Origin of the sequence: Lewinella sp. W8 (assembly GCF_004375085.3) — a bacterium.
In the GTDB taxonomy this organism is placed as follows: Bacteria; Bacteroidota; Bacteroidia; order Chitinophagales; family Saprospiraceae; genus Neolewinella.
The window spans coordinates 248,435-264,309 of sequence record NZ_SNAQ03000005.1 but is presented as its reverse complement, the minus strand read 5'-3'; the positions used below and the strand labels follow the sequence as shown (position 1 = coordinate 264,309).

Annotated in this window: 8 protein-coding genes; 2 read left to right on the top strand and 6 right to left on the bottom strand. The window is 56.6% G+C overall.

Annotated features, from left to right (window positions below; genetic code table 11):
- Positions 1 to 39: 39 nt before the first annotated feature.
- From E1J53_RS08255 to E1J53_RS08230, 6 genes are all read right to left on the bottom strand, one after another.
- Positions 40 to 3,390 carry a VCBS repeat-containing protein gene (locus E1J53_RS08255; protein WP_173021406.1) on the bottom strand — a complete coding sequence of 1,117 codons (3,351 nt, stop codon included), beginning with the start codon at positions 3,388 to 3,390 and terminating at the stop codon, positions 40 to 42.
- Between the two features lie 142 nt (positions 3,391 to 3,532).
- Positions 3,533 to 5,041 (bottom strand): VCBS repeat-containing protein, encoded by a 1,509-nt coding sequence (locus E1J53_RS08250; RefSeq protein ID WP_134272270.1) that lies wholly within the window; start codon positions 5,039 to 5,041, stop codon positions 3,533 to 3,535.
- Position 5,042: 1 nt separating this feature from the next.
- Positions 5,043 to 6,521 (bottom strand): PQQ-binding-like beta-propeller repeat protein, encoded by a 1,479-nt coding sequence (locus E1J53_RS08245; protein ID WP_134272271.1) that lies wholly within the window; start codon positions 6,519 to 6,521, stop codon positions 5,043 to 5,045.
- A gap of 117 nt (positions 6,522 to 6,638) precedes the next feature.
- Positions 6,639 to 8,318: a RagB/SusD family nutrient uptake outer membrane protein gene (locus E1J53_RS08240; protein WP_134272272.1), complete on the bottom strand. Its 1,680-nt coding sequence runs from the start codon at positions 8,316 to 8,318 to the stop codon at positions 6,639 to 6,641.
- A 14-nt stretch (positions 8,319 to 8,332) separates the two neighbouring features.
- The gene (locus tag E1J53_RS08235) at positions 8,333 to 11,602 is read right to left on the bottom strand and encodes a TonB-dependent receptor (RefSeq protein ID WP_134272273.1); all 3,270 of its coding nucleotides are present in this window, start codon (positions 11,600 to 11,602) and stop codon (positions 8,333 to 8,335) included.
- Between the two features lie 842 nt (positions 11,603 to 12,444).
- Positions 12,445 to 12,891: a DUF3291 domain-containing protein gene (locus tag E1J53_RS08230; RefSeq protein ID WP_134272274.1), complete on the bottom strand. Its 447-nt coding sequence runs from the start codon at positions 12,889 to 12,891 to the stop codon at positions 12,445 to 12,447.
- Positions 12,892 to 13,214: 323 nt separating this feature from the next.
- Here E1J53_RS08230 and E1J53_RS08225 point away from each other — a divergent pair, with 323 nt between their 5' ends.
- Together E1J53_RS08225 and E1J53_RS08220 are read left to right on the top strand one after the other, a co-directional pair.
- Positions 13,215 to 14,744, top strand: a complete 1,530-nt coding sequence (locus E1J53_RS08225; RefSeq protein WP_134272275.1) for a M28 family peptidase — start codon at positions 13,215 to 13,217, stop codon at positions 14,742 to 14,744.
- A 114-nt stretch (positions 14,745 to 14,858) separates the two neighbouring features.
- Complete coding sequence (locus E1J53_RS08220; RefSeq protein WP_134272276.1) at positions 14,859 to 15,872, top strand: sterol desaturase family protein; 1,014 nt, start codon at positions 14,859 to 14,861, stop codon at positions 15,870 to 15,872.
- Positions 15,873 to 15,875: the final 3 nt, after the last annotated feature.

Below are 15,875 nucleotides of genomic sequence, written 5' to 3'. Positions count from 1 at the left end.
GATAGGCAACAAGTCAACAAAAACGAATACTTGGGGGGGCTATTTACTCGACGAAGCGCGCAGGACGTAGGTTTGTACGGGTTCGTTATTGCACCCTACGATGAGGGACAGATCTCCGGTAGCCAGCCGTAAAAACTGGGCGTCACGCACCTGGCCACGGACCGATATTCCACTGGCCTCGTTGGACACGTAGGACCACTGCCGGTCGCCCTCGTTGAGCAGTAGGGTGCCGCGGCCGGCGTCAGACCGGCCCACCTGGGGAGAAAGCCCGTGCAGGTTGCCGCCTAGCCACAGGTCCGGCCGGGAATCCCCGTTAACGTCGGCTACCGCGGCGGTGAACTGGGTGGTGAGCTGGGCCTGCCAGGGTAGTGGGGTCAGTTTCACCCGGCCTTCTCCCTCGTTCCAGATGATGCAGTTGCTCAGCTGTTCGGCCTTGCGACTGAAGGTCATTTGTCGTTCCTCTTCGGTAAACAGCGTTTCGTAGGTGGACCTGGCGTAGTCTTCGTACTTCAGCGTCTTCTTCCGTAGGTGGGGCAGTTGCCCGTGCATGGTCCGCTTACTGGCGAAGGGATAGGGTCGGTCGTCCGCCGGCGGGTACCAGTTGATGATAAATTCCGTTTTTCCGTTACCGTCGAAGTCCTTGGCGTGCATCTCCAGCGGGCGGTCAACGGAGGCCTTGAACTTGCTGTTTTCGCCCCAGTTGGTGGCAATGAGGTCCTCCCGACCGTCGCCGTCCAGGTCCGCTGCCCGCAGCCCCGTCCACCATCCCCGTGAATTGGGAACCTCAAAGAGGGAACTGATGGTCGCGCCCTGCAGGGTGAAGGCCACCGTGATGGGCATCCAGTCGCCGACCAGTACCAGGTCCGGCCGCTGATCGTTGTTGAGATCCGTCCAGGCGCCACCGGTAACCATCCCGACCGTAGCGAGTTCCTCCGGCGTCTGGTTCACCCACTGACCGTTTTCCCGAACGAAGAGGAAAGATTGTGGGGTAAGCCCGTAGTTGCCGGGAATGGCCCTGGCCCCGAGGAAGAGGTCCATGTCTCCGTCGAAGTCGATGTCCGCCGGCAGAATGCAGCTCAGCTCACCACCGGCCAGGGGAGCCTGGGTCTGGTTATAGACGAGATTCCCGTCAATGTTTTCGTAGTAGCGTACCGCATAGGCGGAAAATCCGCGGGAGAATTCATTGCCTCCGGAGCCCAGCATCAGGTCCTCGTCACCGTCGCCGTCGGCGTCGAAAAAGGCACCACAGCTGCTCTCGTAGGAGGCCGTGAAGGTAAACGAAGAATTCTCTGCGCGCTCAAACGTACCCTCTGCGGTCTGGAGGAACAGTTGGTCGGCCTGTCCGGCCGAACCCAGGAGCACAAAGTCTTCCCGGCCGTCACCGTTAGGGTCTCCCTTAACCACTTTTGGCCCCGGATCTGACAGTACCCGGTGCAGCAGACTCTCGTGGTCGAAGTCGTTAAAGAAAGGTTCTTCGTGAGTGGCTACCGGATTCAGCGTCTGGTCGGCTTCGGCAAAGATGGGGTTCGCACTGCCCTCGGAAGACGGGGTAGCGGGAGACGCCTCCTCGTACCTGAACTCCACGGTAGTGTTCGCGTCTCCCCCGGAAAGGCTTTGCTTTCGGCCGTCGGGCCAGGTGACCGTCAGTTCGTCGTAAGCCTCCGCCTGGTCCAGCCCGAACACGAGTTCCGGTCCCACCGTGCTCAGGAAGCCGCGGGTGGGATATTGCTCCAGGGTCTGGGTTTCATCTCCGTGGCGCAGGGATACTTTGGCCCCGACGCCCTGGGGGTTACGCTGGGTTCCGATGAGCTTTACCGTCACGGTGCGCTGTCCCCGCTCCCGGCTGTTGTTCTGGTAGATAAACGCTGGTTGGTTGACGTTGTTAACGACGAGGTCCAGGTCACCGTCGCCGTCCAGGTCGCCGTAGGCGGCACCGTTGGAGTAGCTGGGTGCCCCGAGGCCCAGGTCTTCCGCCCGGCTCTCAAACCGTAGGTTTCCCTGATTGAGAAAGGCGTAATTGGGTTGCTGATTATGGGGCAGCAGGGTGACGAAATCCCGCCAGTCATAACGACCCTTGGCCTCCACCATTTCTTTAACCTTCTCCTTGTCGGCCAGGAAGTCGGCAAAATCCAGGTTCATGATGTCGCGGTAAATGCCGTTGGCGACGAAGATGTCCTTCCGACCATCGCTGTTCATGTCAAAGATCAATGCTCCCCAACTCCAGTCGGTGGCGCTCACCCCGGAATAATGCGCCGTTTCGATGAAATTACCGTTGCCGTCGTTCACCTGCAGGCAATTTTGCAGAATCTGGTGGTGGTAATCGGCCTGATACTTGATGCCCTCGGTGGTATAGGTGTCGAAGAGGGTGGCGGCCTGCAGTCGGTAGTTGTCTGAAGCCAGCATGTCGGTGGAGAAAATCTCCGGATCCCCGTCATTGTCCAGGTCCGCTACGTCGGATCCCATACTGGAAATGGATACGTGATCAACCCGGTCGATCAGTTGTTCTTTAAAGGTGCCGTCTTGTTGGTTGATGTAGAGGTAGTCTCGCTCCCAGAAATCATTGGAGATGTAGATGTCCGTCCAGCCGTCCATGTTTACGTCCCCGAGTCCGGATCCCAGGCCGAAACCAATGCGGGAACCAAAGATGCCGGCTTCTTCCGATACGTCGCTGAAGCGTGGACTGGCCTCCGGCCCATCGTTGCGGAGCAATTTGTCGCCCCCGGCGGCATCCCGCACCCCGCGGTTTTCGCCGTTGGGATTGATGCGGTCGGGACTGAGGTAGGAATTATTCAGCAGGTAGACGTCCAGATCACCATCCTTGTCGTAGTCAAACCAGGCGGCCTGGGTGGAAAAGCCTTCGTCCGCCAGGCCGTATTCCTGGCTCTTTTCGACAAACTTGGGGTTACCCGCCTCGTCGTTGCCCTGATTGATGAACAACTCATTGGCCCGCTTGCTGCCGTCGACCTCACCACTGTTGCAGACGTAGATGTCCATCCGGCCGTCGGCATTTACGTCGACGGTCGTTACGCCCGTAGCCCAGGCCATGGCACCTGCGGCACCGCCCGCTTCCGACACTTCCCGAAACTGAAGATCTCCCTCGTTGACGTAGAGGCGATTGGGCCCCTGATTGGCCGCGAAATAGAGGTCGTTCATGCCGTCTCCGTTGAGGTCGGCAATGGCAACACCCCCGCCATTGTAGAAATTTCGGTAGGAAAGCACGTTGAAGTTCTCTCCGTCTTCCACCGAATTGATGAAGTTAACGCCCGTTTGCCGGGGGCTCAGGGTGGTAAACAAGGCGTTGCGCGGGGCCTGGTAACCCCGCTCGTTTCCGCATCCGGCAATGATGACGAAGAGGGACAGTAGAAGGGTGAGTCGACTAAGCTTTGGCATGTAAATAAGTTGTTGGGCGAATTTACGAAAAAGCATCCCCCCGGGGACCTACTTAATGGGTTAATTATGGGGGGCTGCGGGCCGGCGGACAATGATTTTTTTGGCTAAAGCAGGTGCCAGGTGGTGGGTCCGGAGCCGTGGATTAACGATGGCGGTTTTCCAATAAAAGGTAGGCGGGTTGACCGGGAGTCCGGGCGTTCTCCCCGGGCATGCCGTCGGGAAGGTAACCCGCGAAATTGCCCAGCAATAGGTCCTGATCTCCATCGCCATCAATGTCCCCCCGGGTCATGCACATGTAGTATTGATCCCTTGGTTTGCGGAAGCTCTGTCCCCGGAATTCGGGAAAGTTCAGCTGCTCGAGGTAGACAAAACTGCGCAGACTCCGTTCGGCGGGAGGTACGTAGTAGGCCACGGCGGCGATATCCTGATCGCCGTCTCCGTCAAAGTCGGCTACTTCCAGACCGTATACTCCGTCCATGGGGTAGAAAAATTCTTCCCGATACTGCCCCTGACGGTGCAAGAAAACCCGAATGCCGTGATAGATTTTGGGCACGGGCTGATAATCAAAATTATCCCCGTTGGCGTAAACCAGATCAAGCTTCCCGTCATCGTCCACGTCCACAATCTCGAGGTCCGAAGAGCCATAGGATGGCGGAAAGCGGAGTAATTGCTCGTGTTTTGGCCCCGCCGCATGGCTGTACCAAACGTCAATCCTTTCGTCCCCCTGTGCGAAGAGTACGACGAGGTCATCATGTCCGTCCGCGTTCAGATCAGCCCGGCGGAGCCGGATCGCTCCGGGAGTGGCGGCCAGCGGAGTAAGGGGCAAAAACTTGCCCGGTGTACTTTCTTCAAAGCGGGAAAGCCGACCGATGAGGTTGCCGTATTCGGCTACGATGAGCTCCTCTTGTCCGTCCAGGTCAAGATCGATCCGTAGTACGTCTACGGGGCGGGCCAGATTGTCCAGCAGAGTGGAAGAGTCGCGCAACTGCGTCAGGCTCCCCCGGGCGAAATCTGAGGGCAGTAAGCTGCCCATTTCCAGGACCATCTCGTGCTGTGCGCCCACGGCACTGGGGGCCGAACCAAGCTCCCGACGATCAATCCATTGGCTCCCGTTGGTGAACCGATCCAGACTTCCACCACTGCGTTTGGGGCCACCCACCAGGATCTCCCCGCTTTCCTCATGGAAACTGATGAGGGTAGTCAGGGGGGCTAGTTTCTGGTGCAGGGGAGCACTTATCTCCCGCACCGCAAACTGCTCCAGTTCCCACAGTGGTGGTGCTTCGGCGGCGTCTTCTTCGAGCCGGTCCGGCGCGGCGTTGATAAAATACTCGCGAATGGCCCGCCAGTCTGCAGTGTCCATCGTCGTTTCCAGCGGATACAGGTGCTGAATGTTGGCCTTTTCCTGGTCCGGACCGAGGTAAAATGCCCGGTCGTAGGGAGCATAATGCCCGAAATAGGCCCCCATCTTGGGTAAAACTTCACTGATCCAGAGGCTGCGGTTGAGCTGGTCCGGTTCCGGAACCAGATGGCAACTACCACAGTACTGATCGGCCAGCAGACGGCCCTTTCGAATGCCGGGATCTTCCTCCGCACAGGTAAGCAGGAGGAGGAAAAGGGATAGCACGAAAAAAGGGAGGAGGAGGCGTAGCATGCTATTCAATGATTGACGTACAGTTAGGCCCCATGTAGTTCCCGAGAAAGATGGCGTCCGGAGCTTCCGGAAGCTCCCGCCTTTCCACCTTGAGTTTTTTAAAGGAGTAGAAGTTTTTCGGGTCACTCATGTAAGAGAAAATGATGTCCATGCGCTGGTCATGGTCGAGGTCGGTAATCAGTGGCGTACTTCCTAAATTGGAGCCCAGGCTGGCGTTGAAGAGCTCCCGTGAGGGCGCTCGTCCTTCTTCGAATAAGTACAGACTCGTACCCAGGAACTCATCGACCCCCTCCCCAAATTGAATTTCCAAATCTTTATTGACGGCCAGCAGTACATCGTGTTTCCCGTTGCCCGTAAAGTCGGCCACCACCGGAGAGGCATACTGGAAGGTCCCCAGAGTGTCCGAGAAAATGATGTCCCCCGTCGCTCCGTCGACCAGCGTATGCAGGCTGTATTCGGTGTCCGGCCAGGCGCCCTTGCCGAAGGAATTAAAGAAGTCCGGGACGGCATCATTCCCCACGAAGAAACCCGGGCCGGGCATGGTGTAGTTGTCAAAGACGCCGGGAGGCTGCACGGTCCAGATGGTTTCATTGTTGCTGCCGTTGAGGCAGCGCAGCCGTCCGTCGACGCTATTGATCACGATGTCTTTGGTACCGTCCAGGTTGACGTCGATGAGCACGGGCGGTGCGATAAAACCCTTGTCGTTGCCGTCCATAATCACTTTTGCCCTGGTCAGCCCTTCGTTCATCAGAACATTGAGTTCAATGCGGTAAAGCTTTCCGGCAAGGTTTTCTCCGCCCGTACCAAAGATGACTTCCAGCTTGCCTTCGCCGTTGAAGTCATGTACGACGGGAGAGAGGTAAGTCTCCTGCCCGTCGGGGACGGGAAGTTTCCGGAGGGTTTTGCCGGTTAAACCGCTGATGACCATCAGGTAACCGACGGGGCGATCGGTCACTTCGGGACCAGCCTTGACGAAGCCTCCGTAGGCGGTCAGGATATCCCGGTAGCCGTCGGCGTCGACGTCGGGAACCCACTGCGGATTGAAGAAATTGAGGATGCTGGTGTCTTCGTAATAGGCCACCGCCGGATCGTCCGGGAGGAACTCCCAGAGCAACTGCCCGTCCTTGCCGGACAGTGCACAGAATACCGCCGACCGTCCTCCGATAAACACATCGGGAATACTGTCGGAGTCAATGTCCTGAAAAATGGCCGACCCCACTATCTGGTTACGGGCCGGATGCTGCCAGATAACCTGACCGGTCGCGCCGTCCAGGGCAACCACGGCCGCATCCGTGGCGGTGAACTCCTTACCGCCACCCCCGAAGACAATGTCGTCAATTCCGTCTCCGGTGAGGTCCACGGCCATGGGGGAGGAGGAGGAGCCAATCTGGGGAATTTCCGTTACCCATTCATCCGGGGTGAAGGAAGTACAGGCGGCAAGGGAACTGAGGAGCAGCAGTGAGAATAGTGTGCGAATCAAGACGTAAATACTTGGCGAACAAATATGGGGAAGCGCGGGCAAAAAGAAGCCCCCCGGTCGGATAATCCGCCGGGGGGCTTCGGGTCTACGGCCCCTTACGGGCGTTAGAGGAATACCTTAGTATCCTTCGTTTTGGCGTAGGGTGGGGTTACCGTCAACCTGACTCTGGTCGATGGCAGCCGTGGGAATGGGGAACAGCATGTTGACTGAAGTAGGACCTTCGGCCTGCTGCAGGAATTCCCGACGCGTCTCCTCAACGGCGAGGTAATCGCGCATGGTCTGCAGCATGTAGCTTTCGCCGTAGCGACGCAGGTCAAACCAACGGTGGCCCTCCAGCGCTAGCTCCAGACGACGCTCCAGGCGTACGGCCTCACGAGCGGCCGCCTGGTCGGTCCAGGGATCGTCGTAGGTACCAACGCTGTACGTAGCGTGGCTGGTGCTGGGGTCATCCAGAGGAACGGGGTTCTGGTCTGCGCCCTGGGCGCAGTTTCCGGCCCGCTCACGGATCATGTTCACTTTGGCGCGAGCGTCTTCGAGACGGTTGTTCTCCACGTCGATCTCCGCCTGCATCAGCAGTACGTCAGCGTAGCGGATGATGGGCACGTTGATGGGGGTCAGCTGATTCTGTACCCAACCTACGTTGGAAGCCTCATCGGGCGTATGGGTGAACTTCTTCGGGCTGTATTCGCTGGACCAGGCACGGTCACGAATCCAGCTGGGCTCATGGAAGCCCCAGTTCAGGTAGGGAACACCGTCGCGACCAACCGTCCAGTCAAGACGGGGGTCAACGGGCTCGTCGGCCGCCGGGTTGCTGTCGGAGGAGTTGTCCATCAGCGGCAGTCCGTTCTCGTCTACGCGGAAAGCGTTTACGAGGTTCTGCGTGGGCTGGTGGAAACCACAACAACCGATGGGAGAACCAGCGTGGGGGAAGTTCAGGCGGTCGCCGAAGTTGGCGTTGTCCGAACCACCGGATCCGTCGTTTACGGAAGCCTGGATGGAGAAGATCATTTCCGGACCGTTCTCACCGGAGGTGGTGAACATGTCGTGGAAGCAATCAGCCAGGCTACGGCCCGTTACCTGATTCAGGGCAGCGGAGGCAGAAGCCATGTCACCGTTGAGCATGTGCAGACGACCAAGCATGGCGTTTGCGGCGGTGCTGGTTGCGCGACCAACTTCTGCCTGGGTGGCGGGCAGTAGGCTGGCGGCAGCCTCAAAGTCAGCAACAATTAGGGGGAAAATGTCCTGATCGTTGGGCTTGCGGAAATCGGTGTCCTCTTCGGAGAAGTAGGGAACGTTTTCCCACATTTTCCAGGCCTCCATGTGGTAGTGGCCCCGCAGGAAGCGGGCCTCACCGGTGAGGCGGTCGCGGTCGGCCTGAGAAAGGTTCTCGTTGGCGTTGATCAGCGACAGCGTCTCGTTGGCCCGACGGATACCGTCGTAGACCACCAGGAATTTGGACTGGAATTCCGGCAGCGAAGGACGCCACTGGAAGAGTTCAATCTGACCCATGGTCACCCCGTCAGCGGGTTCGGAACCCTTGTGGGTATCGTCACTGGGAACGCTACCGAAGAGCCAGTTGGAGCCGGAAGTACCCCAGGCGCTTTGACCCCAGTCGTTGGCCCAACCGTCTACCCGGGAGTAAGCGGAAATCAGGGCCGCATCAATACCTTCCTGAGCCGAAAGGTTAGAGGCAGAGAGCGAGCCCTGGGGGGGAGTATCCAGGAAGTCCTCGCTACACGTCCAGATGAGGACGCTGAGCCCAAGAAGGGCGAATGTTCTGATAAGTATTTTCATCATGTGATAGTTTAAGGTTAAAATGCAGCATTTACCCCGACCATAAAGATACGAGTGGTGGGATAGTTACCGTAATCAACCCCCATGAATAAGTCGTCGGCGTCCTGACCACTTAGGCCAAAACTAGACAGTGCGGGGTCCAAACCAGTGTAATCGGTGATGGTAAACAGGTTCTGGCCCTGAATGTAGACGCGCAGATTGCTCAGCACATCGCCACCGAAGGAGTTGGGGAAGTTGTAGCCCAACTGCAGCTGGTTCAGACGGATGAAGGAACCGTCTTCGACGTAGAAGGAAGAAGGCAGACGGCTTTCCGTATCGTTGATGTCCAGGGCGGGTAGCGTTCCGGTAGGATTGCTGGGAGACCAGGACTCGGTCAGGATACGCCGGTCGGCGTTCGTGTTGAACTGACGGAAAATCGTGAACTGCTTGGTAGAGTTGAAGATATCATTGCCGAAGCTACCGAAGAAGAAGGCCGTGAGGTCAAAGTTCTTGTAGCTGACGCCGATGTTCAGACCCGCCGTGAAGTCGGGGTGAGGATTACCGATGATGGTCCGGTCAGCATCGTCAATGATACCGTCGGGTACACCGGTGCGCTCGCCGGTTTCGGGATCGAAACCGTCTACGTCACGCCAGCGGAAACGACCGGGGGCGGCGTTGGGCTGGAAGGTAGTGGAAGCATCACCGTCGATGGCGTCGGCGGCGTCAATCTCGGCCTGGTTCTGCCAGATACCGTCCTGGATGAATCCGAAGAAAGTACCGATGGGGTTACCGAGGCGGTTGATGGTGGTGTTACCCACCCGCGTGCCGGGACCACCACGACCGAAGAATTCGTCGAGCTCACCGTCAATGGCAACAATTTCGTTGCGGTAAGCAGAAATATTTGCACTGATGTCAAACTTGAACTGTCCGGCGTTGGGGCGCCAGTTGAGGGCCAGGTCAAAACCGTTGTTCTCCATGGAACCAATGTTCACGAAGGGAGGTGCGGGCGTACCGGCGGTCAGGGGCAGGGCGGGGTTGAAGAGCAGTCCGTCTACGGTAGACTGGTAAACGTCCAGTACGAAGTTGAACTTACCGTCAAGAACGGTCAGGTCAACACCGAAGTTGGTCGTCGTCTTCTCTTCCCATCCCGTGGTGGGGTCACCGAGGGAGGTCGCCGTAAATCCAGTAGCAATGGTGTTACCACCGCCGATGGCGTAGAAGGTACTGGCCGTACCACCACCAAACTGGTTGACGAAGCGGTAGTTACCGATGTTGTCGTTACCAACCACACCGTAACCTACGCGCAGTTTCAGGTCAGAAATCCACTCGAGGTTCTCCATGAAGGGCTCGGCGGACATCCGCCATCCCAGGCTGAAGGCCGGGAAGACACCGAAGCGGTTCTCCGGACCGAAACGGCTGGAACCGTCGCGGCGCAGCGTAGCGCTCAGCAGGTACTTGTTGTCGAGGGTGTAGTCTACCCGTCCGAATACGGACTGAAGGGTGTACTCACTACCGAAGCTGGATACCTGACGGGTATCGGGATTGGCCAGGGCACCGTTAAGGTAACGGGCGGAGGGGTCCGTGAGGAAGAACTGAGCAAAAGATCCGTTCATGCCCCGGAAGCGCTCGCGTAGGGCCTCGTAGCCCACCAGGACGTTCAGGTCATGACGCTCGTTGAAGCTCTTGTTGTAGTTCAGCGTATTGGTCCATACCCAGTTGTAAGAACGGTTCAGGCTCTCGTTGAAGCTGTTGATCGTCGTCGGCTCGGAGTTCTCGAAGGTGGGGAAGTTGAACTGCTGCTGACCACCGACGGAGTAGTTCAGACCAGCGGTGGTCTTGTACTTCAGTCCGTCAATGAGCTCAATTTCGGCGAATACACTACCGATTACGGCGTCAAATTCTCCCACGTTGTCCCGGCTGCGAACCAGCTGGGCTACGGGGTTGGTACCGTTAGAAAGGCCGTTGGCCTTACCACCCGCAAAGTTTACGCCGCTAACGTCGTATACGGGAATGATGGGTTGGTGCTTGATGATCTGGATGATGTTACCACCTTCCCGCTGGTTACCACCGGGAACACCGTTGGAGTAAACCCGGGAAATGTTCAGGCTCTCACCAATGGTTACCTTACCGAGGCTCCACTGAGAGTTGGCGCGTACGGCCAGGCGCGTGAAGTAGGTTTCGCGCATCGTACCCGTCTGATCCTGGTAGTTGGCAGAAATACGGTAGGTACCGTTATCCGTACCACCGGAAATGGCCAGCGTGTGGTCCGTAATGGGGGCCGTGCCGCCAAAGACCTCATCCCACCAGTTGGTACCCTGCTGGTTGGCCCGCATGATCAGGTTGTCGGGGTAGCTGTAGGTGCTTTCGTCCACGGCAACACCTCCGTCGGGGAAGATGTACTCGGGAAGCACCGGACGAGTTCCCGAACCGTACAGGTTGCTGGGAGGCGTAGCGCCTACGTTAGCGTAGGTATCCCAGAATACGTCGGCGTAATCCTGAGAACTCTGAATGAGGATGTCATCATAGCCACGCTCGTGATCCTGTACACCGTAGTAGGCGTCGTAGGTGATGCGGGGGCGACCAGACTTACCCTTCTTCGTCGTAATAATGATTACCCCGTTCAATGCGCGCGTACCGTAGATAGAGGCCGCCGAGGCGTCCTTCAGAATCTGCAGACTGGCAATGTCGTTGGGGTTGATGTTGTTCAGGAAGTTGTTCAACTGCGGTACACCATCAACGATAATCAGCGGGTCATTACTGGTGAAGGAAGAAATACCACGAATCCGGATGTTCGTTCCGTCACCGGCAGCACCGGAGGTGGAGGTTTGAACACCCGTGGCCCGTCCTTCCAGCTGCTGGTTTACCGAGGTAGCCGCAACGGAGCTCAACTCATCGGCGTCCAGAACGGCAACCGCACCGGTGATGTCACCCTTACGCTGCTGGTTGTATCCCGTAACGACGATTTGTTCGAGAACCGCCACGTCAGGCTCCAGATTAACGTCAATGACGGACTGGGAACCCACCGTAATTCGCTGGGTGGTATAACCGGTGAATGAAAAAATAAGAACGTCTCCCTCATTGGCTTCTACGGAATAATTACCATCGAGGTCGGTAACGGTACCCGTGGAAGTTCCGTCGACCAGGATCGTGGCTCCGACGAGCCCGAAACCGGTCTCATCGTATACCGTACCAGTAATGGTACGTGCCATCACCCAGCCAGAAGAAACCAGTAAAACCATCACCGCGAAAAAGCTGCGGCTCAGGTTGCTACTGCTTCCCTTGGGGAGGTAGTGCATGAACACTTTCATATGTTAGTGAATTGTATGATTGAATGTAATATTTTTCGTGGGGGTGTTGCCTGATTCATTTAGGGCGGCACCCTTACGTTTTTGTGAGCAGAAATTGTGTGGTTACACATGAGTGTTATTTTAACAACGAGCTTCCCCTAACCCACAAAGGCCCTTGCCGTGTGGCAGGGGCGAATCGTCTCCAAAAACATCCTCAACGGAGGGATCTTTTTGGCAAAGACCAGGTACAAAAGAGAAATCGACGTAAAGCTTCATTACTAGCGAAAAAATCCAAGTATAGCCCCTAACCAGAAGTAAGGTGGTATACTCAAATGTGCAACATCCGATGGAATACGCCAAATCTGCGATAGATTATTTTTGTTCTCTACCACTTCGCTAAAGAAAAATTTTTTGAGCAGGGGGTTTGGCCTAGCTTCTTTTTAGACTGCTTCCGGCAGCGAAAAAATGAATCCTGAGACCAAACGCGGGGTGAAAAACCTAATAATTACGGGGCCTTGCGGGGAATGCCCCGTCAAGACGGCTTTTCCGGAGTAACCTCACTTTTATCCGATTTCCAACCGACGGAGAAGCACCAGAGAAATGTGAAATTTATTGCCCGATTGGCACCCGGAAATGATCCGAATTTTTGCACCCGACGAACCGTGCATTGACTGCAAACGATTGCATTGAAGGGGGTGCCCCGGAAGCCCATTGTTTTAGCATGTTTTCTCTCCAACGAATTACAATCGATTGCATTTGGTCATTTGACGCTCATCTTTCCCGCGCGCGGCGACCATCTTTTCTTTCCAATTTAGCCGTATTACTCTTAGAGGAATCCGTGTTAATCGACTGATCCGTGCTCGCTACGGGTGAGCTTCGAAGGCTCGACTCAGGGTAAAGGCTTCCGGCCCCGGTCCGTGCTTTTGCAAAAGTTCAAGTTTCTTCCGGGCCGTGACCAGGGTAGGGGTTTGTCCCTCCTCAATCCACCAAAGCGCGACGTGGGGATGATCCAAACCGGTGAACCACCGCTTGCGTTTCTGGACGAAGTAGGCGTGGACGGTTTTGTAGGTAAATTCCCGGAGGGTTTCCAAGTCTTGCCACACCGACATGTTGACGATCATCATGTCATCGTCCCAGGGGTTGTCCATTCCCGAGGAACGGTCAGTTTCCTCGTCCTTCAATCGCCAGATAAAGCCCGGGCTACCTTCCGCCAGTTGGTTGATGGGGTCGATGAAGTCCCGGAATTCTTTCATGGTATCCGATTCGAAGGGAGCAAGCATGCGGGCAATATTGATTTGGGCAAGATGCATGGCGGGTAGGTTTTGTCGGTAAATGCTGCGGATGGAGGCTAAAGTTGCCGGAAGGGATCAATCGGTGGAGGTCAGCCCTTCCGCCGGCGGATCCATAAAAACGGGATTCAACTTTGGGGCGCGGAGCGCGGGTGCCGGGTACGTCCGCGGGGCTATCTCTACTGGAAGGATCGGGCGTTTCGTCCCGAAAGCCCACAATGATGGCGTCTTGTCTGGGCCTTGCACCTGCGCTCCGTCGGCCAAAATAAGTCACCCATCGAACGAGGTGGCTACTCCCGTAGAGTTCGGCAAGCCGAAAGACCTAACTTTCCTACCTTTGCGAAATGAAGCAACTAGTAACTTTTGCCCTGCTTTTATGCGGTGGCATTTCCTTCCTTTCCGCTCAGGCTGATGCCCCCGACGGCATTGACCGGAGCCTTCCAGAATTTTCCTTCAGCGAACTGGATCTTGCCGGTGAAATGCATTTCCTGGCTTCCGATTACCTGGCCGGTCGCCGGACCGGCAGCGTGGGTAATGAGATTGCCTCCGAATACATCGCGGCCCAGCTGAGAGCCTACGGTTACGCGCCGATTAACGGAGACAGTTACTTTCAACCCGTTCCGCTGCGGCGCATCGCCGCTCCGGAAGAGGGAATGTTGATGGTGGGGGAAACGAAAATGACCCACGGAGCAGATCTGCTCATCATGCGTGGCCCCGCCGCGGAGCTTTCCACCAACGTGGTTTTTGCCAACTACGGCTGGGTGGACCCCGAGACCGGACACGACGATTACGAGAAGCTTGACGTCAAGGGTAAGATCGTGATCACCCGTCCCGGCATCCCCGGAGACGTCACCCAACAGGGCATCTTCAAGGGCGTTTCGGATAAGCCTGCCCTGGCCGCCGAGCGTGGTGCCGTGGCCATTTTTGAACTCTATCAGCTTCCCTTTCCCTGGGGTGCCTTCAAGGGCTACTTCGGCGGAGAGCGGATGGGACTCGACGAAGGCAATGAATCTGCCGAAATCCCCTACGGATTCATTAAGGTAGACGATGATTTCCTGGAAAAGCTGCAGGAAAAGAAAAAAGGACTTCCCGGCAAAGCCATGAGTACCGGTATGCGCTCGGAAATCATCATGAGCCAAAACGTGGGCGGTATCCTCGAGGGTGCCGACGCGACGCTCAAGGACGAGTACATGATCATGACCGCCCACTTCGACCACGTTGGTGTTGGCAAACAGGGTGGTGGCGCCTACACGGAACAGGACAGCATCTTCAACGGTGCGCGTGATAATGCCTTTGGCACCATTTCTCTGCTGGCGGCCGCCCGGGCCTTTGCCGAAGAGAAGCCCCGCCGTTCCATTATCGTCCTGGCGGTTACCGGAGAAGAAATGGGCCTGCTGGGTTCCAAATACTATGCGGAAAACCCGCTGGTTCCCCTGGAGAAAACCATTTACAACTTTAATACCGACGGTGCGGGCTACAACGATACCGGCGCAATCTCACTGTTCGGCATGGGCCGTACCGGGATTGACGAGCAAATCGAACGGGCCGCCGCGGCCTTCGATACCCGCGTGATCGGTAACCCGGCTCCCGAGCAGGGGCTTTACGACCGTTCCGACAACGTTTCCTTTGCCGCCAAGGGAGTTCCGGCCCTGACCTTCAGCCCCGGGTTCGCCGATTTCGACGACGCCATCTTCAAGTACTACCACCAGGTTACGGACAATCCCGAAACCATCGATATGGCCTACCTGAAGAAGTACTGCCAGATCTTTACCCTGGCCGCACGCCTGATCGCGGATCGCGACGTTCGCCCCATCTGGGTAGAAGGCGACAAGTACCAGGAAGCTGGTAAAAAACTGTACGGTACGCGTAAATAATCTGCCTTATTTACGTTCTTGATCAGGAGTGACCACTGGTGTTTTTGTTCCGGCTTCCGGCAAAAACACCAGTGGTCACTTTTATATTTGCCTCATCACTGACCTTCGTCCCCTATGTCAAAGCCGTACTACAGCTATGAAGACATTCTTGCGCTGGATTTCCCTCCCGTGATCGTCTATGCCGTCCCCGTAATGGTGACGCTGACGGTACTGGAATGGTTCTTGCGGCGCAGAGAGTACAAGCATGAGCTTGCGGAGTTGCGGGCACGGGGGGGAGACGAAAGCATCGCCGAGAAGCACAAGTATGACGTCAAGGATGGGGTGGCGGCCGCCGGGGTTGGCGTGGGCAATCTCGTCAGCACCGCCATGGTCAAGGCCCTTACCTTTGGCTGTATCCTCTTTTTTTACAACCTGACGCCACTTTACGTACCCGTAACCTGGTGGAGTTTCGCGGCCTGTTTTGTGGTCGTTGATTTCTGCCGATACTGGGCGCACCGGGTGGGCCACGAACAGCGGTTTTGGTGGGCTACTCACGTCACGCATCACAGCTCGGAGCAATATAACTTCTCGGTAGCCTTCCGGTTATCCTGGACCCAGCACATCAAGGTGATCTTCTTCATCCCCGCCGCCCTGCTGGGGTTTGACCCCTTCGTATTCTTTATCTGCATGCAGTTGGGGGTACTCTATCAGTTCTGGATCCATACGGAGCTCATTGGAAAACTCTGGTGGCCAGTGGAGTTCCTGCTGGTGACACCCAGCCATCACCGGGTGCACCACGGAAGAGAGGACAAATACCTCGATAAGAATTACGGCTCCACCTTTATCATCTGGGACCGGCTGTTTGGCACCTTTCAGGAGGAAGAAGAGACCCCGAATTACGGCATTCTCAAACCCGTGAACAGTTACAATCCCGTGAAACTGGTCTTCCACGAGCACGTAGACATCATACGTGACATGATGGAGTACCGTCACCCGAAGGCCTGGTGGAGGATTTTATTCCACGGTCCCGGGCTTACGCTCGACAAGGAAAAACACTACGGGTTTTACCGCAATAAAGGGGAAGAGCCTGCCCGCGAGCAGGAGCTGGCCGAGGTGGAAATCGGCAAGACTCCGGTAGAAATGAAATAGGGC